Source organism: Psychromonas arctica DSM 14288 (assembly GCF_000482725.1).
Lineage (GTDB): Bacteria > Pseudomonadota > Gammaproteobacteria > Enterobacterales > Psychromonadaceae > Psychromonas > Psychromonas arctica.
The window spans coordinates 53,872-75,838 of record NZ_KI519483.1 but is presented as its reverse complement, the minus strand read 5'-3'; the positions used below and the strand labels follow the sequence as shown (position 1 = coordinate 75,838).

Annotated in this window: 12 protein-coding genes; 7 read left to right on the top strand and 5 right to left on the bottom strand. The window is 37.7% G+C overall.

The annotated features are described in order from the left end of the window. The first annotated feature begins 59 nt into the window (after positions 1-59). From pulA to H592_RS0118635, 5 genes are all read left to right on the top strand, one after another. On the top strand, positions 60-3,269 hold the full coding sequence (gene pulA, locus H592_RS22830; protein ID WP_037072189.1) for a pullulanase-type alpha-1,6-glucosidase: 3,210 nt from the start codon (positions 60-62) through the stop codon (positions 3,267-3,269). 514 nt (positions 3,270-3,783) lie between these two features. Continuing rightward, positions 3,784-5,226: an alpha-amylase family glycosyl hydrolase gene (locus tag H592_RS0118650; RefSeq protein WP_211235692.1), complete on the top strand. Its 1,443-nt coding sequence runs from the start codon at positions 3,784-3,786 to the stop codon at positions 5,224-5,226. A 636-nt stretch (positions 5,227-5,862) separates the two neighbouring features. Continuing rightward, complete coding sequence (locus H592_RS0118645) at positions 5,863-7,137, top strand: maltoporin (RefSeq protein ID WP_028870109.1); 1,275 nt, start codon at positions 5,863-5,865, stop codon at positions 7,135-7,137. 445 nt (positions 7,138-7,582) lie between these two features. Next, positions 7,583-8,395, top strand: coding sequence for a MalM family protein (locus tag H592_RS0118640; protein ID WP_028870108.1), 813 nt, complete (start codon positions 7,583-7,585; stop codon positions 8,393-8,395). Positions 8,396-8,446: 51 nt separating this feature from the next. Next, the gene (locus H592_RS0118635; RefSeq protein WP_028870107.1) at positions 8,447-9,406 is read left to right on the top strand and encodes a glucokinase; all 960 of its coding nucleotides are present in this window, start codon (positions 8,447-8,449) and stop codon (positions 9,404-9,406) included. Positions 9,407-9,591: 185 nt separating this feature from the next. On the opposite strand, the gene H592_RS0118630 is transcribed toward H592_RS0118635, so the two are convergent. Continuing rightward, entirely contained in the window at positions 9,592-10,167 is a 576-nt protein-coding gene (locus H592_RS0118630) for a hypothetical protein (protein ID WP_028870106.1), read from the bottom strand. A 240-nt stretch (positions 10,168-10,407) separates the two neighbouring features. Here H592_RS0118630 and H592_RS0118625 point away from each other — a divergent pair, with 240 nt between their 5' ends. Beyond that, positions 10,408-12,471 (top strand): alpha-amylase, encoded by a 2,064-nt coding sequence (locus H592_RS0118625; RefSeq protein ID WP_245600451.1) that lies wholly within the window; start codon positions 10,408-10,410, stop codon positions 12,469-12,471. A gap of 753 nt (positions 12,472-13,224) precedes the next feature. Here H592_RS0118625 and malG read toward each other — a convergent pair. From malG to malE, 3 genes are all read right to left on the bottom strand, one after another. Further along, on the bottom strand, positions 13,225-14,115 hold the full coding sequence (gene malG / locus H592_RS0118620) for a maltose ABC transporter permease MalG (protein WP_028870104.1): 891 nt from the start codon (positions 14,113-14,115) through the stop codon (positions 13,225-13,227). A gap of 11 nt (positions 14,116-14,126) precedes the next feature. Continuing rightward, complete coding sequence (gene malF / locus H592_RS0118615) at positions 14,127-15,695, bottom strand: maltose ABC transporter permease MalF (RefSeq protein ID WP_028870103.1); 1,569 nt, start codon at positions 15,693-15,695, stop codon at positions 14,127-14,129. Between the two features lie 165 nt (positions 15,696-15,860). Next, positions 15,861-17,042 carry a maltose/maltodextrin ABC transporter substrate-binding protein MalE gene (malE, locus tag H592_RS0118610; RefSeq protein WP_028870102.1) on the bottom strand — a complete coding sequence of 394 codons (1,182 nt, stop codon included), beginning with the start codon at positions 17,040-17,042 and terminating at the stop codon, positions 15,861-15,863. A gap of 680 nt (positions 17,043-17,722) precedes the next feature. On the opposite strand from malE, the gene malK reads away from it, so the two are divergent. Next, a complete protein-coding gene (malK, locus tag H592_RS0118605) occupies positions 17,723-18,859 on the top strand; it encodes a maltose/maltodextrin ABC transporter ATP-binding protein MalK (protein WP_028870101.1) in 1,137 nt (378 codons plus the stop codon). 666 nt (positions 18,860-19,525) lie between these two features. On the opposite strand, the gene malQ is transcribed toward malK, so the two are convergent. Further along, positions 19,526-21,703 carry a 4-alpha-glucanotransferase gene (gene malQ, locus H592_RS0118600; RefSeq protein ID WP_028870100.1) on the bottom strand — a complete coding sequence of 726 codons (2,178 nt, stop codon included), beginning with the start codon at positions 21,701-21,703 and terminating at the stop codon, positions 19,526-19,528. Positions 21,704-21,967 lie beyond the last annotated feature (264 nt).

Genomic DNA, 21,967 nt, shown 5'->3' with positions numbered 1-21,967 from the left:
TGCAATAAGCCGTGATCAGCACTTCATTCAATATTTATTTATACCAATGGGACATCTATATGAAATTTAAACTCAGTACGTTAGCACGCTATACCATGCCTTTATTAATAGCTTCAACACTGACAGCATGTATCGAGAGTAGTAACTCCACTGATAAAATACCTATTGAAAAAGATCCAATTGATCAAACGCCTACAAATGCGATTAAAGCAAAGGAAAATGAGGCGGTGATCTATCTCATGTCGGATTCAGAAAACCGCTTAGACTCCACGTTACATGTCTGGAATAATGAGGCTTGTAGTGCCTTAGATGGAGAGAGTATTCAAGGGTTTGAAGTTTGGGACCAAGGGGTTGCTGCAACTGGTGAAGATGAAAACGGTGTCTATTGGGTCCTGCCATTATCAAAACAAACCGCTCAAGATTGCGTTAATTTCATTGTCAGAGCAAATGGCAGTCAGTCAGCTGACCTAAAATTATCCTTTGCCACTATTGCAGATCGTCAAGGCTTTGTAAGCGCAGATTATACAACAATTCTAGATAATCCCAACGATGCTATTACCGTAAAGTTAGAAGATCTAAAAGGCGCATTAATTAATGCTAATACTATCGCATGGCAAGTGGGTGATGCCGCCTCTTATGAGCTTCATTACCTCGCCGATGGTGGATTTACAATCGACAATGCGAGTGGTGAAATACAATCATCAACCATCGCCATGACACTAACAGAAACTTCGCACCTACCTTCTAATACAAGTAAACGCTATAACAATTACCGTGCCTTTGAATTTACTATTCCAGCTGATTTAACCTTACCCATTGACACATTAGTGTCAGGCCAATTAGTGCTCGTTGCTAAAAATGCCAAAGGTACAATCCTTGAAGTCACAGGCGTACAACTTGCACCTGCATTGGATACAATTTATGCCACGGGCGATACTGGTGCGCAGACAGAACAATTAGGTGCCATCGTCAATGGTGATAGTACAACATTTAAACTATGGGCCCCAACAGCAAAAAAAGTATCTCTTTACCTTTATGATCAAAATTTTGTACAAGTCGGTCAAGCTATCACGATGGCACGAAAAGCAAATGGCACATGGGCTACTGATGACATCCCCAATACCCTTGGCCTGTATTATCGTTATCAAGTCAGTGTTTATCATTCCGCGTTAAATAGCGTTGAAACATTACAAGTCACAGATCCATACTCTCTAAGTTTATCAGCTAACAGTCACTATTCGCAGGTAATTGATTTAGAAAACCAAGCCAAACCTAGCGGTTGGGATACTCAATCTATTACATCTGTTACAGAACCAGAACAATTACTTATTTATGAAACACACCTTCGAGATTTAACCTCTGCAGTTAATGATGGAGGCACTGATGCATTAGACGGTAAATACACTGCCATTACAGAGTCAGATAGAGCGAGTTATAAACAATTAGTATCACTAGCTGATAATGGAATGAATGTAATTCATCTGATGAATATGTTTGATATTGCCACGGTCAATGAAGATCCTGAACAGCAAGTTCAGTTAGATGACACGGTCGCTAAATTATGTGGAATAAATGACTCTGCAGCGATTTGTGATCAAGGAGTAAACGGCTCAATAATACGTGATGTACTCGCAGGTTATGATTCTTCAACAGGGGCAGCCCAAGCTTTACTCAACGACTTAAGGGCTTATGACAGCTTTAACTGGGGTTATGATCCTTTTCATTACACAACACCTGAAGGCAGTTATGCAACAAATGCAAACGGCATTACACGAGTCGAAGAATACCGCATGTTGATTATGGAACTACATGAGATGGGTTATCGAGTAGTGATGGATGTCGTTTACAATCATACCAACTCAGCAGGTACTAATGATAAATCTGTATTGGATAAAATAGTACCAGGCTATTACCAACGCCTTAATGCAGCAGGCGGAATTGAAACCTCGACCTGTTGTTCAAATACAGCGACAGAACATACCATGATGGGTAAGTTAATGACTGATTCATTAGTTACTTGGGCAACTCACTATAACATTGATGGTTTCCGTTTCGACTTAATGGGACATCAACCAAAGCAGTTAATGATTGATGCACTTAATGCTGTTCAAGCCGTTGATGAAGATAATTACTTTTATGGGGAGGGTTGGAACTTTGGAGAGGTAGCTAATGATGCTTTATTTATACAAGCCACACAATTAAATATGGCCGGTACTGGTATTGGAACATTTTCAGACCGCTTACGTGATGCAGTTCGAGGTGGAGGCCCCTTCGATGGCGGTAGTGATCTACGTAAAAACCAAGGATTTGCCACAGCAGGATTATGGAACGAACTTCAGGAAGATATTACTGCAGCTTCACTCAAGTTAAGAAAAGATGGAGATATGATCCGCTTAGGCATGGCAGGCAACCTCGCTAACTTTAAATTGATAGATCAGACAGGGGTAGTTAAAAAAGGTGAAGAAATTGATTACAACGGTCAGCAAGCGGGTTATACCTTAGATCCGCAAGAGAACATATCCTATGTTTCAAAGCATGATAACCAAACACTTTGGGATAATAATATGTACAAAGTAGCGTCACAGGTAACTTCTGAGCAACGAGCACAAATGCAAATATTATCGCTCAGTGTCAACGTATTGGGGCAAGGCATTCCGTTTTTACATATGGGATCTGAATTATTGCGCTCAAAATCAATGCAACGTGATAGTTATGATTCAGGTGACTGGTTTAATACAGTCAATTTTGATATGAGCAATAATAATTGGAATGTGGGTTTACCAAGACAGGATAAAGATGGTGATAACTGGCCGTTAATCCAAACAATTATTGAAGATCCACAGGCTCAACCTACAACTGCGGATATAGAGTGGACCGATACGCGATTTAAAGAACTTTTAAAAATTCGTACTAGTTCCCCTTTATTTAGCTTGACCACTGAATCAGAAATACAAGCACGCGTTGATTTCCACAATACAGGTGCAGATTCAATAACAGGATTAATCGTAATGAGTATTGATGATGGGGCAACAGCAGGTATAGATTTAGACCCTAATATAGACGCCATCGTGACTATTATTAATGCGACTAATGAACAACAAGTGTTTCCCATTTCAGACGCTAATGGCTTTACATTACACCAGAGATTAGTCGACAGTAGTGCATCATTTGCGGAGGGAACATTCACTGTTCCAGCCTTATCGACTGCGGTGTTTATTAAACCACAAGGAGAATCTCAAGGGCAGGGACTTGCTGTACAACAAAAGTAGAAAACACATTATTTCAATTAAAGATTTAAGTTTTTATTAAAAAATGACCGCTTAGATCAGAAAATAGTAGTACAGATTAAATGGAGTAAACAATAATACTTTATAGCCTATATGGGTAGGCTATAAAGTATTGATAATAAAAATTTTAAGCGTAGGCCACTTTAATGAGGGGTTAATAATCACGTACCTTTTCACAGGCTAAAATAAGCTCAGATATCAGATAAAAATGTAATAACACCTTACTACTTCTACTTCTACGCCCGCCGATTCAACCTACTAATATAGATATCGGGTGGATTGCTTCCATTATTCAGCGTTTATAATGAGACATATTCTAATAGAAAATAAATGTACTGTTGCTCTGAAAACTAATTATGATGAACGGGAGTAAAAATAAACTACATCAAACTTTTTCGTTTATATAAAAACAATAAAATTAAGTGATTGAGTTTAGGTAGGGTTGAATTTTATTTAGGTTTATTGCAACAAGCTGCAATAGCCAAGGAGAACTAAAATGATGTATCAATCTAACATGCACACTATTGAACTGGATATATCAACGTCCGAAGTATTGAAGAATCAAGACAGTTCAAAACGGGTAAATATTGAAAGTAACCAACTTGGTAATGAAAATGTAATTTTACATGCCTTTGATTGGTCATACGCAGAGGTTGCTAAGCAAGCAAAAATAATCAGCCAAATGGGTTATCACTCAGTATTAGTCTCACCACCACTAAAATCTTTTAAACATAAAAATGGCACAGAATGGTGGCAACGCTACCAACCACAGGATTATCGTATTATTGATAATCAGCTTGGTAATACCCTCGATTTCTCTAATATGATAAAACAACTCGCTAAATATGATCTTCATGTTTATGCCGATATTGTATTTAATCATATGGCCAATGAAGCCTATCTACGGACTGATCTTCAGTACCCAAGTCAGGAAGATCTTCAACACTATGCTGATAATAAATCTTACTATCAATCTTTGCTTCTTTTTGGTGATTTAAGTAAACCCCTGTTTAATAGCACACACTTTGTTGATGGCTTTGGTATTAAAGACTGGAAAAATTGCTGGGAAGTGCAAAATGGAAGAATAACAGGCGGCGCAGAAGACCCTGGATTACCCACGCTAAAAGTATGTGACTATGTGATAACACAACAACAGTCATACTTAAAAGCACTTAAAAGGCTAGGCGTAAAAGGCTTTAGAATCGATGCAGCAAAACACATGACACTCGAACACTTGCAACGAGTTTGGAGTAAAGATATCACTGAAAATATGCATGTATTTGGTGAAATAATAACCGATGGTGGTGCGACGGAAGAAGAGTATGAGTTATTTCTGCAACCCTATCTTGAAAAAACAAGCTTAGGGTCCTACGACTTTCCATTATTTAACACTATTTTTGACGTGTTTCAGGAAAATGGCAATATAGAATCACTGATCGACCCTTATTGTTTTGGGCAGGCGTTAGTAAACTTTAGAGCGATTACCTTTGTGATCACCCATGATATTCCCAATAACGATAGCTTTAAAGATTTGATTTTATCAGAACAAAATGAATACTTAGCTTATGCATATATATTAGGCAGGGATGGTGGTGTGCCATTAATATTTGCGGATTTAAATACCAGCGGTATCGAAGGTAAAAATCAACAACCACGTTGGGTTAACGCTTGGAAAAATAAACGCATGCAACAGATGATTAAATTTCATAATTATGTCCATGGTGAACCAATGATCCCTATTTTATCTAACCAAGATCTGTTGGTTTTTGCACGAGGCGATAAAGGGATCGTTGTCATAAACAAATCCGATGCAGACATCTGTATTGACTTTCAATGGCATCGTGCAATGCAAGATATATTGACTGAGCAGCAGTTTGAAATTGAATCAGACAAATTACATCTAATCTTAGAAGGAAAATCATATTTAATGTTAATTTGATGCTATCACAGACTATATTTATATCCCCTTTAGCATTCAAGGCTAAAGGGGTATCTACTTAGCAACTTAACAAACTACTAACCAGCAACCAAGCATTAAAAGCCTTTCTCTAGTAACTTGCAACGTTAACTTACAGGTCATTATTTGCCGATTGTGCACTCTTCTTTTTAGAATTAATTTCAATCTAATTTTAAGGGCTAATATTAGCAATTTATTGAGTTTTGATTTAACGCAATATTATCGTCATTAATGAATATTTAGTCGCGTAAAACAATTAGAAAGAGATTACAAATTTCGCTCAATTTTAAGCTCAAATGGTACCGTAACACTACCTTGATCACTCTTTTTCAGCCACCTCCTCCCTAAATACGTGACCCCTTCTACATTTTTATTTTAATGGCGTAACTCTACTCCTTCCCCCCCCCCCCTAAATAAAATAAAGGTGGAGGAAGTCAGCCATCTTTATCTCACCTAACATAGTCAGCGTTGAGTCACTTTGAAGGGAGGAAACTCCTAAACACTACCCTGTTGTTGCTTAAACTTTTTACTGTCTATCTAACAAGTTAAAGGAATAACGGAGAAATAATAAATAACCAATCGTTTTAAAATTAGCGAGTTAAAAATGGAGTTGATAACATGAAAAAAATAAGTTTAATCGCAGCAGCAGTATCTACCGCATTGCTTTCAAGCTCAGCATTTGCAGTAGATTTTCACGGTTATGCTCGTGCAGGTGTTGGCATGAACGCAGATGGCGGACAACAAATTGCTCACGAGAAAAATAAAATTGGTCGTTTAGGTAATGAGGACGATGTTTATGGTGAAATTCAGCTAGGGTCTGAAGTTTATAATGATAATGGCAAAACATTTTATCTCGATTCAATGGTTGCGATGACCTCTAACGGATCAAATGATTGGGAAAGTACCGGTACTTCTTGTGAGCTTGTCACTTCAGGCTCTGCTGATGCAGTAGAATGTAAAGATGACGCACAATTCGCTTTACGTCAGTTTAACGTCCAAGCAAAAGGTTTAATTTCTGCAGCACCGGAAGCAACCTTATGGGCCGGTAAGCGTTTTTACCAACGTCATGATGTACATCATACGGATTTTTACTACTGGGATATTTCAGGTGCAGGTGCGGGTGTTGAAAACATTCAAGTTGGACCAGGCAAACTTTCTTTAGCTTGGGTACGTAATGACCGTAGTGATATTGTCGATAGTGGCAACAAAGGTGGTTCAGTAAACGTTAATACATTTGATATTCGTTATGCTGGGATTTCATTATGGGAAAAAGGTAGCTTAGAAGTTGGTCTTGATTATGCGATGGTCAATGACACTGATGATGTTGTTGGTGATCCACAAGATGGCGTTATGACAACTTTTGAATTTACACAAGGTTTAGATAATGGCTTCAATAAAACAGTATTCCAATACGGTACTGAAGGCTACAGTAAATCTTTAGCCTTTTACGGCAGCGGTAACTGGTATGGTGCTGAAGCAAATGACGGTGCTTCTGGCTACCGTGTAATTAACTGGGGTGTACTTGGTTTTGGTGAAAATATTGAGATGTTACATCAGCTAGTTTATGCCGTTGGTGAAGATATGTGGGATGGTCATGATAAAACTAAAACCATGTCAGCGGTTATTCGTCCTGTTTACAAATGGGATGAGAATCATAAAACTATCCTTGAGTTAGGTTATAACATTGATGACACAGACGGTGATAAAACCAAAAATAGTAAAGTAACTATTGCGCAAGCATGGACCGCAGGTTCAAGCATCTGGGCACGTCCTGAAATCCGTGTTTATGCAAGCTACATTAATCAAGACGCAGACAGCGGTGCTAATGCCTTTAACGGTGGTCGTGACGACAGTACTATGCAGTTTGGTGTTCAAGCTGAAGCTTGGTGGTAAGCCAGTAAGTTATTAATCAACAACACAGTCGATGTCTCGACTGTGTTGTTTACTTCCTTAATTGAGCATTATCTTTTATCAAAATTAGATTTCTTAAAACAAGGCTTCTTGATATCTAAACTCCTGAGACCTAGACTCTTGAAACCTAGCCTTCTGAAAATAAGTAGAATGAGTAAAACAAGTAAATAAGCTTTTAAAGGGATATTATTTTTAAACCAACCAAATTTTTATCCATAAAATTTTAAATCCAGCGACATGGATGATTTAAAAATAATATAAACTAATAATAATCAATGTTAACAAAGCTATAGAATGAAATAATAGGTAAGAATAAACACAAATCGTCTTTTCAAATACAGGTACAATAAACACTTATTATTGGTCACTCTTAATCAGTGAAGATATAAAGTGGCAGAAATGATACTCACAATTAGGATAATCAATCATGAAAAAATGGATAGCACCAATTATTTTATCAACTTTAATCGTAGGTTGTGCAAAAACACAAACAGTGACACTCGACGTTCCTCAAGAAAATAAAGTTGCATTGAACATATCAGAGATCACATGGTCAGCCTTAGATATCCCAACTGATATTAAATTTTCGATTGATAAGTCAAACCAATTATTGCTAAACGGAGAAAGTGCAGGTCCTATCGCCAGCTTTACTTTGCCTGGCAATAAAGGTTCTTTAGATATAGAAATTGAAAGTTTTGTCGATAGCAAAAACACTTTTTATGCACCTAATATTGTTATCCTAAATAAAGCAGGCGACCTTATTGACCAAAAGCCCTTCAGCGACTTTACCTACGAGCCGGCAAAATTATTAGATAACGATAAATTTACCACTAAGTTTAATATCATGCCTGATATGAGCGGAGATAATCTAAAATTATTGGTCTTTACCACCGCAAAAGATTTAGCAGGTTCAACGCCAGTTTTGCACCCAGCAAAAGCCTTTGCCATTGCTAAGCATACAGTACAACCTATTATCGATGATCCGCTTGCTAAACATGTTGCCTATGGCAATTTAAGCTTAACGCTTACTAGCAATCAAGTTGTGACAACACGCATCATTAACACCAGTGATAATATTCCTGCTGGGATTAACCTTGAAAGTTTCTATAGAAAATCAATCCAAAATGCCGTTGCAAATGAAGATATTCCAAAGGCACTAAAGCTTTTAGAAGAAGCTAAAAATCTGCAAGTAGAAGGTGCACAAACAATTTTTGTTGATGCAATCAATAGTTATAAGTAAAAGATAAAAGGTAAATTTAAGTTGAAAGTTAACAAGTATTTAGGAGAAACTATGTCAGCGGTTGTAGTCGATCTTGGTGGCACTAATATTAGATTTTCGGTTTGTGATCTTAAAACTGGTGAATTGAGCCAATTGGTCGAGTATGTTTGCGCTGATTTTGCCTCCATAGAGCAAGCTTTGTTAGCTTATTTCTCAACCTTGCATAGTGCAGTTAATGACCTTTGTATCGGTATTGCCTGCCCCGTAGAAAATGATCAAGTGACCATGACTAATTTAAGTTGGTCATTTTCACAAAAGGCACTTAAGGAACAATTAAACTTAAGCACTTTATATGTGATCAATGATTATACCGCGATCTCTATGGCATTGCCTTTCTTAACGCCATCAGATAAATTAAAAATTGGTTCGGGTACAGTTCAGGAAAATGGCAACACCGCTGTTTTTGGGCCAGGTACTGGATTAGGTGTATCACATATCATAAAAGTCGCTGATAAATGGATCAGTCTAGAAGGTGAAGCTGGGCATGTTAGCTTCACTGCAAACACCCACCAACAAGCGGATATTTTGTTTCAATTACAAGCTAAGTTTGGCCATGTTTCTGCTGAGCAAGTGATGTCAGGGCAAGGTATCGTTAATTTATATCAAAGTCTGTGTGACTTATCGCAACTGAACCCTCAATTTATTGAGCCTAAACAAATAACCCAAGCAGCACTAAACCATAAATGTGTAATAGCACGACAAACTTTGGATATCTTTTGTCAAATAATGGGCAGTTTTGCAGGTAATCTCGCCATGAGCTTGAACTGTACGGGTGGTGTTTATATTGCTGGTGGCATCGTGCCGCGTTTTCTTGAATTTTTTGAAGCCAGTGAATTCAGACAATATTTTGAAGAAAAAGGACGTTTAAAAGACTATTTAACGAAAATACCTACTTTTGTTATTACTCACAAAAATCCAGGTTTACTAGGTGCAGCAACTTACCTACGCCAAGAGTTAAAATACCTTCACTAATCAATAAATAATGTTCTAGTTTAAAATCAACGCCAGCAGATATTTTTACTGACGTTGATTGCAACCACCTACCTTACTATTGATAGATTAATTGATTGATGGATAGTTTGATAGTTTGATAGTTTGATAGTTTGATAGTTTGATAGTTACCCATCATTAGCAATAGCTTGAGCCCGTCAGTGACCTTAAAGCTTAAAAAAGTTCACATTTATCGTAACACCATCACTTACAAACTCAACATATCGACTTGGATTGGCTTGTTGATATTGTGTCTCAGGGTACCACAGTAGCCTTCTAGGTGAAGATATTCTGCCCGAGTTCATAAACATAATCACTTCTCTATCAACAATATGAAACGGTTTGTTCTTAAGTTGATCAATAATATCAATATGTTTTCCTGCAATTTCAACCCAAGCTAAAACATAGCCATCCTTACGAATATTGAGTTGAAGTTTGGAATAATTATTTGCGGTAAAGGGCGCATTTAGTTGAATTTTGTTTACACTTCCCTTTGCTAACCATAAATGTCCCTGTACAGGCGTTGTATAGTAATTAACAACTTCAGAGCAATACTCTTTACCTTCTTCTTTTTCGCCACAATCAAATAGATCCTGATTTTTATTTAATACATCAACAGACCACCCGGGAATATTGTCACCTAACATAGGTGATAACCAAGGTAAGCTTAAAGTACTAGGATAAGCTGTTAACGTAGAACAAAATAGACTACAGATTAGAGAAGTAAAAACAGTTTTTTTCATAAATGGCTCGTGGTTACTTTATTGTTGAATAGTTGGTTAACTGAATAACTATAAAACGCAATAACAGCATAACTAAATGATCAAGATGTTATTAGTTTACCTGTTTACATAAACAGAAGTATCACCCTTAAACCATTTATAATAGGGGTCTACTTTAAAAATCTGAGGCGTAGATGGACGGTTGATGTGTCAATAGATACAATTTTATATGATGTAATAAGCTAATTAAAAGAAGGTAAAATGATGAAACTTAATACTCTTTTTCTCACGTTATTAATCAGTGCTCCGAACGTTTTCGCAGCCAATATTGCAATATCTACCACTACAAATAGTCGACAGTTTACACTTGAAGACGAACATCCCCTGGTTGTCCCGCTTTCAAAAGATAGTTACACCATAAATATCTCTGAGGTTAATGGAAAATGTGCTTCAGTAAATGCACAAAAAGTAAAATTTAATAAGCCTTTAGCATTAAATTGTGGTGAGCCAACAGAGCTTGATTTACGGGTGCGTTTTAGCGGAGATTATGCATTCACATTTAATGAAAGCCCCCCTTCCTTAAAAATTAATCGGCAACCTAAAACTTCACAAAAAACTACCTTTAAACGCCCTATTCCTGATCTGCAGTGTGAAGTCTATTCAGGAGGCGCAGTTACTATTAATCTGGATAATCTATTCAATGAATCGACAAAATTACGTGATGCTTATTCGGGCCATATTGTCGAAGTTAAAAACAATAAGGTAACGCTCACACCTTCCCCTGATAGCGGTGGATTAGTGCTACTTGAAAAGTTGCCAACAGCAAGCACAGTTCAACAGAAACCCCCATTAAATTGGAGAAATGCAAATATCTACTTTGTTATGATTGACCGTTTTAATAATGCAGATACTAGTAATGATCAATCTTATGGACGTGTTAGCGACGGTTTAGATGAAGTCGGCACATTTCATGGCGGTGATCTTAAAGGTGTCACTCAAAAACTAGATTACATTCAAAGTTTAGGCACTGACGCTATTTGGTTATCTCCGATTGTCGAGCAAGTACATGGGTTTGTTGGCGGTGGAGAGAAAGGTAACTTTCCCTTTTATGCTTACCATGGATACTGGACACGAGATTTTACTAAAATTGACCAAAATTTTGGAAATGATGAAGACTTAAATGAGTTAGTCAAACAGGCCCATCAACGCGGGATGAAGGTACTACTAGATGTAGTAATTAACCATGCAGGTTATGCTACCTTAGCCGATCTTCAAATAGATAAAATCGATGTTGTGACACCTCAATCAAATTGGCCACCTCAATGGTCTGCTTGGAAGCCCATGTCAGAACAAAACTGGCATAGTTTTCACCAGCAAATTAATTATAAAAGTTCGCAATGGCAACATTGGTGGGGAAAAGATTGGATAAGAGCAACTTTCCCCGGTTATCAGTCACCGGGGAACAGCGATATTTCGTCCTCTTTAGCAGGATTACCCGATATGATAACAGAATCAACCAAAGCGGTAGCGCCACCTGAATGGCTACTCAATAATGCAGGTACTCGTGTTGCTAAACGAGCTAATTTTACTGTGTCAGATTATTTAATAGAGTGGCAAACCGATTGGGTGAAACGGTTTGGTATTGATGGATTTAGAATCGATACCGTTAAGCATGTTGAACCCAGTGTCTGGAAAAGGTTAAAGTCAGAAAGTATTAACAGTTTAGAGACATGGCGCAACAATAACGGTGAATCAGGTTTACCCTTTTTTATGATGGGTGAAGTGTGGGGGCATACAGCTTATCGTAGTCCTTATTTTGATGATGGGTTTGACGCTTTGATTAATTTTGATTTGCAAAAGAAAATGGATAAAGGCGCTGCTTGTTTCAGCCAAATGAAGAATACCTACCAAAACTATGCCAATACGATACAGGAAAGCAAAGACTTCAATCCGGTCAGTTACATGTCATCACACGATACTGAGCTATTTTTTAGTCGCTTTAACTCTTTACAGATGCAAAGAAATGCGGCAAATGCATTGTTGCTCACCCCTGGCGCAATCCAAGTTTATTATGGCGATGAAGTGGCAAGAAAAATTGGTCCATATGCTGATGATTTTCATCAAGGCACCCGCTCTGACATGGTGTGGGATTTAGATAAAGATCGTCAATCCTTGCTAACACATTGGAAAACGATTGCTAAATTTAGAAAAAATCATCCTGCAATAGGAGCAGGAAAACATAACGTTATCAACCACGATAATGCTTATGTGTTTAGTAGAAGTTTGAAAGACGATACCGTTGTGGTTGCTTTTTTTGGCCATTAACCGATTATATCAATTGTCTCAATGCAGTAAAAAGTGACTTAGTGTTGAGACAATTCACTTCTCTATTTATAAGTAACTGCTTATAAAAAACATCAATAAGCTGCATCCAATAATTAATAGTCATAAATCAATGCCTATTAATGCCCTCATGATGCGCAAACCACTGCAATAACGCGATCAAGATAGCATGAGTATGTACATGAGTAACAATACAATCGAATTGTTCTAGTTCATTTAGACATTAACAAAAGCCAACCTTGAATCTAGTTCTATCAATAGCCTTAACACCAGCCCTAAACCAATCAAAAAAACCAACCAAGAACTATTTCAACACACAAAACCTTTCAACAACATGAATAAGAAATGTTCACTTTCAATAGTATTTTCTTTTAGTACCTTTAGCTTAGCGATATGTGTAAATACAGTCAGAACGACTTAGGACGAGGTTATTTAAGTTTATTTTTTCTTAAAAAACATTAATTCTCATTATCAATGCCTATTAATAACATAGATAAAAACAGAGGAGAAAATATAAATATTTAGTTTATAGTTGCACATAAAAATAATTACAAGGGTAATAATCTCGTATAATCACAAATAAGGAGGGAGAACGGCTACTCATAAAATTAATTCATGGATCAATCAATCAATCAATCAATGATGATTAAAGTAGGCTTAAAATAGTTAAAAAAAAACGCAATTTACAAGGTGGGATAAATTGCGTTTATTAAAGCTATCTAGAAGTTAAGGATGCTACCCTTTCACACCTCCAGCTGTTAATCCACCCACTAACCAACGTTGTGCGAGTAAAAATACACCAGTAATAGGCAATGCCGAGAGTACCGCTGCTGCAGCAAAATCACCCCATAAATAGTTTTGAGGGTACAAGTACTGTTGCATGCCAACGGCTAACGTATAGTTATCAACATCTGATAATAATAGTGAAGCAACAGGCACCTCGCCAACTACAGCAATAAACGAAAGGATAAACACAACAGCTAATATCGGAACCGATAAAGGCAACAACACTAAGCGGAATGCTTGCCAAGGTGTAGCACCATCTAAAGCAGCCGCTTCTTCAAGCGAGTTATCAATGGTCTCAAAGTATCCTTTGATGGTCCAAACATGCAGTGCAATCCCCCCTAAATAAGCAAAGATCAATCCGCCATGGGTATTTAATCCAAGAAACGGAATGTATTGTCCTAATTTATCGAATAACGCATACAAAGCAACTAATGCCAGTACTGCCGGAAACATTTGGAAAATCATCATCGCTTTCAAAATAGCACTCTTACCACCAAACTTCATACGCGCAAAAGCATAAGCAGAAGTTGTTGACAAGGCAACAATTAAAATTGAAGAAATACTCGCAATCTTAATTGAATTCCATAACCAGGTTAATACAGGAAATGGGGGCGGCGTGACACTACCATCTACGTTAGTAACAGAGAAACCTAATGCCAGCTTCCAATGCTCTAAAGATGGATTTTCGGGTATCAAGCTGCCTGTTGCAAAGTTACCTTCACGCAATGAAATTGCGATTACCATTAATAACGGGAAGATAATAAATGATAGAAAAACCCAAAGTGCTATGTGTGTTGCCCAAACTCTATACTTTAAATTCTTGCCTTGTACTATAGCCATCGGAAAACTCCTTAATCTTGTTCAAGTTTTGTGAAGCGAAGATTTAGCAATGCCAAGCCGCCCACTAATAGGAAAATAATTGTTGCAATGGCACTTGCTAGACCAAAGTCTTGTCCACCACTTCCTTCAAATGCAATGCGGTAGGTATAGCTCACTAATAAATCCGTATAACCTGCCGGTTCAGTAGTGCCAATCATATTCGGCCCACCACCCGTTAATAGGTAAATCATTACAAAGTTATTAAAGTTAAAAGCAAAACTTGCAATTAATAACGGTGTTAATGGTTTAATCATTAGAGGGAAAGTAATGTTAGTAAAGTTTTTTAATGGCCCTGCACCATCAATTGCAGACGCTTCGTAAAGATCATGTGGAATCGCTTTTAAAAGCCCCATACACAGGATCATCATATAAGGGAAACCAAGCCAAGTATTAACAATCACCACCATGGTTCTTGCGGTGATAGGGTCTGAAAACCAAGCTGGGCTAATGCCGAACAGGGCTTCTAACACCATATTTATTTCACCAAAACTTTGGTTAAATAACCCTTTAAAAATAAGAATAGAGATAAAAGCGGGAACCGCATAAGGTAATATCAATAATACCCGATACACTGCGCGCCCTTTTAGTGCTTCCCATTGCACCACACTAGCTAACACCAATCCGATAATTAAGGTCAAAAATACAGACAATGCTGAAAATACAACGGTCCAAATAAAGATCCCTATAAAAGGTTCTTTAATCCCCTCATCCTTCCATACCTTCTCAAAATTTGCAGTACTGACATTGACGACAAAACCAGGCGAGATAGGGTCTCCTATAAATTCGTTATTTTCATTAACGACTTGATAGAATCCTATTTCCATATTCGCTTTAAGTCGCTGCTCAGTTTCATTGTTTAATAATGTTTCGCCATCCGATTGCATGCTATAAAGAGGTTGTATGGCGGCAAATTTCCGTAGCCCACTCATGCCCACCACTGTGCCGTTTGGCATAGTTAAATTAATGTCGTTGAGCTTTGCCCTAATTTTGATAATTGATTTTATTTTTTGTTTTTTACCATCAACTTCTTGTACGGCCTTAAGTTCAACATTTTGTCCGGCTACAATATCCATTGTAAAATCATCTGTCGCGAGCGTTTGGCCATTATCAATGACCGCTATACGAAAACCTTGTTCGGTCTGATAGAGATTAAATGGATAACTTTGACCGCTCTGAAATGTTCTATCCAACAAGACACTTTGTGCTCGTTCTATCGTTAATTGGTTTTTAGCACTGTAGTTAGTAAATGCGAGGCTAGTGGTATAAACCAATGGAAATAATATAAATAGGATCATGCCCGCAATACCAGGATAAATATAGCGATGAGCATAGGTCTTTTTACTACCAAAAATATACAGTGCCAGTGATGTTAATATGACGGTAAGTAATGCAAATGCTAGTTCTCCACGAGAGTACATTACAATCGACGCATAACCGTTTACGATAGCGACTGAAACTAAAATGGCCCATTTTATTATCACTCCCCAACTAAGAGGAAGTGGAGATGGTGCAATGGCACCAGAACCTTGAACTGACTGCATATAGAACCCTGTTTACTAAAATCAACGCCACCACTAACTGTTTTTCATCATGATTAATAGTAGTGATGTGTTATTGATGGAGTCGAAAAAAATTAAAATGAGGAGAAAGCAATGCTTTCTCCAGTGTTAAGGAATAAACTTGATGTTTACTCCTTAACAACGTCATTATTTGACCATTTGTTTTTCTGCATCTGCAAGCGCTGCATCTACTGCTTGGCGACCATCAACGATATTGATAATGGCATTTTTTGCACTTCCCCAGAATGCACCCATTTGTGGGATATTTGGCATTATTTCACCATTTTTTGCATTATTCATGGTTGCCGCAATGCGTGCATCAGCAGCTAACTCTTTTTGAAATGAATTCAATGCAACAGCACCAAGCGGTTTATCATTATTAATATTACGTAAACCCTCGTTAGTGAGTAGGTAGTTTTCAATAAACTCAACAGCAAGGTCTTTATTAGGTGACGCAGTGCTAATACCCGCGGTCAATACACCAACAAATGGTTTAGAATCTTTACCATTAAATTTAGGTAAAGTAGTCACACCATAATTAATGCCAGCTTTTTCAATATTGCCCCAAGACCAAGGACCGTTAATAGTCATTGCAACATTGCCCTTAGTAAATTCAGATTCAGACACGGAATAATCCATATCAGGAGAAATAACCTTGTTATCGATCAATTGTTTTACAAACGTCATTGCCCCTTTTACACCCGCATTATTAATACCAGCATTTTTAATATCATAACCGGTAGACGTTGGCTTAAAAGCATACCCCCCATCAGCAGCCATTAAAGGCCAAGTAAAGTAAGGTTCTTTTAAGTTCCACATAATCGCCGATTTACCATCTTTTTGCAGTTTAGTATTCAGCGCCGTGATGTCTTCCCAATTCTCAGGAGGCGTAGCAATTAAATCTTTGTTATAAATAAGTGATAGCGCTTCAATAGCCACAGGGTAACCAATGAATTTACCTTTATACTGCACAGCATCCCAAGCAAAATCGACAATACCGTTTTTCACTTCTTTAGAAGGGGTCACTTCAACTAGCAAACCTGCTTCTGCGTATCCACCAAAACGGTCATGTGCCCAAAAAACGATATCAGGACCATCGCCCGTTGATGCCGTTTGTGGGAATTTGTCTTGTAGTGCATCAGGGTGAGCAACAGTAACTTTAATACCAGTATCTTCTTCAAAGCGTTGGCCGACTTCAGCAAGTCCATTGTACCCTTTGTCGCCATTGATCCAGATAGTAAGCTGCCCCTCTTCAATCGCCGCGTTGGCATTAAAAGAACCCAATGCAGCCATGGTGCAAAGCGCAACGATACTTAGATTTTTTTTCATGTTAATATCCTTTTTAGTTGTGATGGAGGGCTAGCCGTTGGGTAAGCCATATTTCGAACTTTATTATCTAGAAGTTAAAACGCTTAATCATCATCCTATCCACTACGCCCCATGGGTTCGACTCTATTTTCGTGACACAGCTCTACCTATAACCGAGATCAAGATCTCAAATTCAATTTTTGTGTGATAGTAATCATCATAATTAATGCAAATTAGTGGAATGACATCTGCACTTTGTTGAATATGTCTTATCCCTCCCCTCCTCTGTCCTCCTCCTACAAATTATTGCACTAGGATGATGTATAGATGGTCTAAAATAAGCATACTATCAATCACTAGTAATAGATTGAGATCGTGTTATTTACGTTTTCGTTTCAGCGATCCCTAACTGCGGCTAAAAATAGCCAATAAAACCAATTTATCGCTAATATTTATACTTTTTTACTACCATTTACATAACAAATTATGCAATCTCGGTATTTATAAAGTGTATCTAGTTAGTTCGTTGTTAATAAAAAGAAATGTTGTAAGAAGGATACATCAACGGCAGCAATTATTTATTAATATAAAACACAATTAATGGTTTCAAATTTCATAAATAAAAATTCCTAAATAAGAGTTCAGGAATAAACAACAGAAATCATGAGCGTAAACATAAAAATTAATCGAGGACAAACTACATGACCAGTGTCACCTTAAAAAATGTATGTAAAGCTTACGACAAGCTACTTATCTCTAAAAATGTCGATCTTGAAATAAAAGAAGGCGAACTGGTCGTCTTTGTTGGTCCATCGGGTTGTGGTAAATCCACACTTTTACGATGTATAGCAGGCCTTGAAGAAATTACTTCTGGTGATTTATACATCGGTGAAGAACGCATGAATGATGTTGAACCATCAAAACGGGGTGTCGGTATGGTATTTCAATCCTACGCACTCTATCCGCATCTTAACCTCTACGACAACATGTCCTTTGGTTTAAAGTTAGCTAAAGCTAAAAAATCTGAAATAGATACACGTGTTCATCATGTGGCGGACATTTTACAATTAACTCACTTACTTGAACGTCAACCTAAAGCACTTTCAGGTGGGCAACGACAACGTGTCGCCATTGGCAGAACACTGGTATCACAGCCAAATGTCTTTTTGCTTGATGAACCACTCTCTAATTTGGATGCCGCATTACGCGTCAATATGCGCAGTGAAATTACTAAACTGCAACGTAAACTTGGCTGCACTATGATCTACGTGACTCATGACCAAGTAGAAGCAATGACAATGGCCGATAAAATCGTAGTATTAGATGCGGGTTCAGTATCACAAGTGGGTCGCCCTCTTGAACTATATCACTATCCAATCAATCGTTTTGTAGCCGGCTTTATTGGTTCGCCTAAGATGAACTTCATGAGCGTATCGATTGAAGATACAGAGGATGAACGAGTCAAAGTCAAACTAGCAAATAATGAAAGCTTTTGGATACCTGTAGAAGGTAAAACAGTGACTATAGGCGATCGAATGTCATTAGGCATTCGTCCTGAACATTTACTGAATGCAGAACAAGCTGATGCCACTATCGAAGGCAAAGTACAAATCGTAGAAAAGCTAGGTAATGAAACCCAAATTTACATGAACCTAGCCAGTGCAGATGCAGATGTTATATATAGAGCAGCAGATACGCTTGATGTGGAAGTTGGTCAAAAATACAATGTGGGTTTAACTGCGCATCGTTGTCATTTATTCCACAGAGATGGTATAGCCTGTCGCCGTCTTCACCGTGAAAGCGGTGTTGATTATGATGCGATGATCGCTGAAAAATAAAGACAAAATTAACAAAAATATAAATTCAATAGTAAATGCTCACAGATACTGAGCAAATAGTGCAGCATTTACTATTCCAACACTTTTTGTTCCAACATTGGCAATGCAATATACATTAATAACTCACAACTGATGATTTCCCCCTTCCCGCACACAAAAAATAATAACCCATAACCGACACAGTCTATAAACAATCAAATACTCGATATCGCTTATAACTCAACGATTACATTTATTACCACAGACTCTATTTACAATGCTTATGTCATTTATTCTTTAGGAAATGACTATATAGAATGACGACATCAAATTATTTTATGAAACCACTTATTATACGAATCTAGGCTTGTACTTAAGTAATTGTATTTAAGTAGTTGTATTTAATTAAGTAAATTTAGGTAGCTCCATACTCAACCAGCTTAATGATAATGTTAAATGAAGAAAATGGATGAGTTTAATGATTAATGTTTAAAATTGAATTGATAACTAAGTTGATAATTAAGTTGATAGTTAAGTGAATAGTTAAATGAGTCCTTAAATTGAGAGGAAAATCCCAAACGAATAGCAATTTAAAACGGGTAATAAAGCTTTGCTAAGAAAGGCTTTATTACCGATTATATTGCTCAACGATAGAGCTAGAGAGAATATAGTCTCCAGCACAAACAATTAATGACTAGCTTTTAAGCGCAATTGGGTCATTTGTTTAGCTAAGCGATTTACCGACTGTTTTTGAAAAATATCATCGATGTTAACTGATAATTTACGTCGCCAGTTAGGATATTCATTGACCGTTCCAGGTATATTGACAGGCATATCCATTTCTAACAAATCTTCAAGTTGCACACTAAACAATGCAGATGAACCGGCAGCGAGGTGCAAATGTAGCGCTTCACTCAAGTAACTGTCCATTGGAACAAAGGCTGCATCTTTGCCCACACCTTCAGGCAAGAGTCCATGCCAGGCAAGGCTATTAAGTATTTCTTGTTTAGATCGTAACCGTTCATCATATAAAGCTTTTAATTGAACAGGATCTGGATACAAACCAAGTTCTTTACCCATACGCAGATCTTCACAATGCCAGAACCCTCTAAGCGTTGGCATATCGTGTGTACAAAGTGCTGACATAGATTGTTCTGTATAATGGGTAGGTGAGAAAAAACCACCGTCCTCAGCGACTTCGAAAAAAAACAATTTATAAGAATGGATACCCGAGCTTGCCAGTATATCGACAATTTCATCTGGAACAGTACCTAAATCCTCACCAATTACTGCACATTGATGTCGATGTGACTCAAGCGCTAAAATAGCTAACAAGTCTTCAACAGGGTAATAAATGTAAGCCCCCTCCGCCGCAGTTTTATTTTTAGGTACCCACCATAAGCGTAATAAACCCAAAACATGATCGATTCTTAACGCACCACAATGTTTCATATTAGCCCTTAATAACGCAATGAAAGGAGCATAACCTGAGTTCTTAAGTACTTGAGGGTTCAGAGGTGGCAGTCCCCAATTTTGCCCTAACGGCCCAAACACATCCGGTGGTGCTCCGATGCTTGCATCAAGTACCAGATGTCCATTATCAGCCCAACTTGCCGAACCTGAGTTTGCTTCGCCTACTGCTAAATCACGGTATAAGCCGACCGACATTCCGCATTCTTCTGCAAACTGTTGAGCTTCATTAATCTGTGTATCAGCAATCCATTGATAATATAAATAAGACTCAACCAGTGATCTGTTTTGTGTAATAAACTGATGTACCTCTATATTGCTGAACTTGCTATATTTATTTGGAAATACTGGGCAGCCCCAAACAGAAGGATCCTGTTGATGCAAGTGGGCATGTAGCGCATCAAATGCCGCTTGATGCTGTAAACTTTCTCCACCTTGCGCCACAAAATCATGAAAAGCCTCCGCGCGCTCTGTTTCTTTAGAAAGATGCCTAATTTCAAATTCTTTAAATAAAAGGGGTAATACACTTAATTTTAATGCCGCTACTTCACTGTAATTAACCCATTCATCTTTACGCACACTTTTGAGACGTTGTTGAAATTTGATGCATCCGACTTTTTGCTGCGCCGCGCTACTCAATACAAACTCAGGGATAGCTGTCACATCAATATACATAATGTTCAACCAATGACGAGAAGAAGGGCTATATGGGCTAGCCCCTTCAGGGTTGGCAGGAAATAGTGCATGGATCGGGTTTAGGCCAATAAAATCTCCGCCACGGGAAGCGACTTCTGTTATTAGCTGCTTTAGATCGCCAAAATCTCCTATTCCCCAGTTATATGCGGTGCGAACCGTATAAAGTTGGATGCTTGGACCCCAAAGTTTTTCACCTTTAAGTAAACTAGACTGCTTATAACAAGATTCAGGCGTAATGATTATAGTCATTTGATACGGGTTTTTACGGCGTTTACGAGTAACCGTTAATTGGTGATACCCTAACGGTAATTTAGGTAGTTGAAAAATCAACGCTCCTCCATTTGAGCGCTCATCTTTGATCACTTGTGATTGCAAATAACCTTCTAAAACTTCGCCATTCTCTGTAATAACTTGCCAACTAAATTCGCTTTCTCGCACGGTTAAACCAAGGTTTAATTCAATTTCAATCGGTTGTTGTGGATCCTTAATGACCTTAACGGGTGCTAATATTTCGGTTTTATGCCTTTTTTGTGCAGATTTTAACAACGTTTGATCATCAGTCGTATCGTAGCCTAACGCACTTAATAGTTGTTCGATGGTTTCATCTTTAACATAAGCTTCATTTCCCCAGGCACTAATGTAACGGTCTGAGATTTTAGCCATTTTGGCTACTTTTTTTAATACTGATTGTTCGTTCATTGCTCTCTCCGTGGGCATAATATCAAGACTCGTTAATAAAAGATCATGGCCAAACATTAGCTCGCTACTGTTAATAAGAATATTGAATGGTATATACCTTATCCAAATGTAAAAACAATCTGCAAAAAATGATGGTAAAACCATGGTTTATTTAGTAAGTAAAAGACTATCAACCCTACTCAAATTTTTTAGCGTAATACCAAAGCATGTTTGCTGATCAATATCACTGCTTAATGTGAGCCCATTATTTTTCGTTCTTTTTTT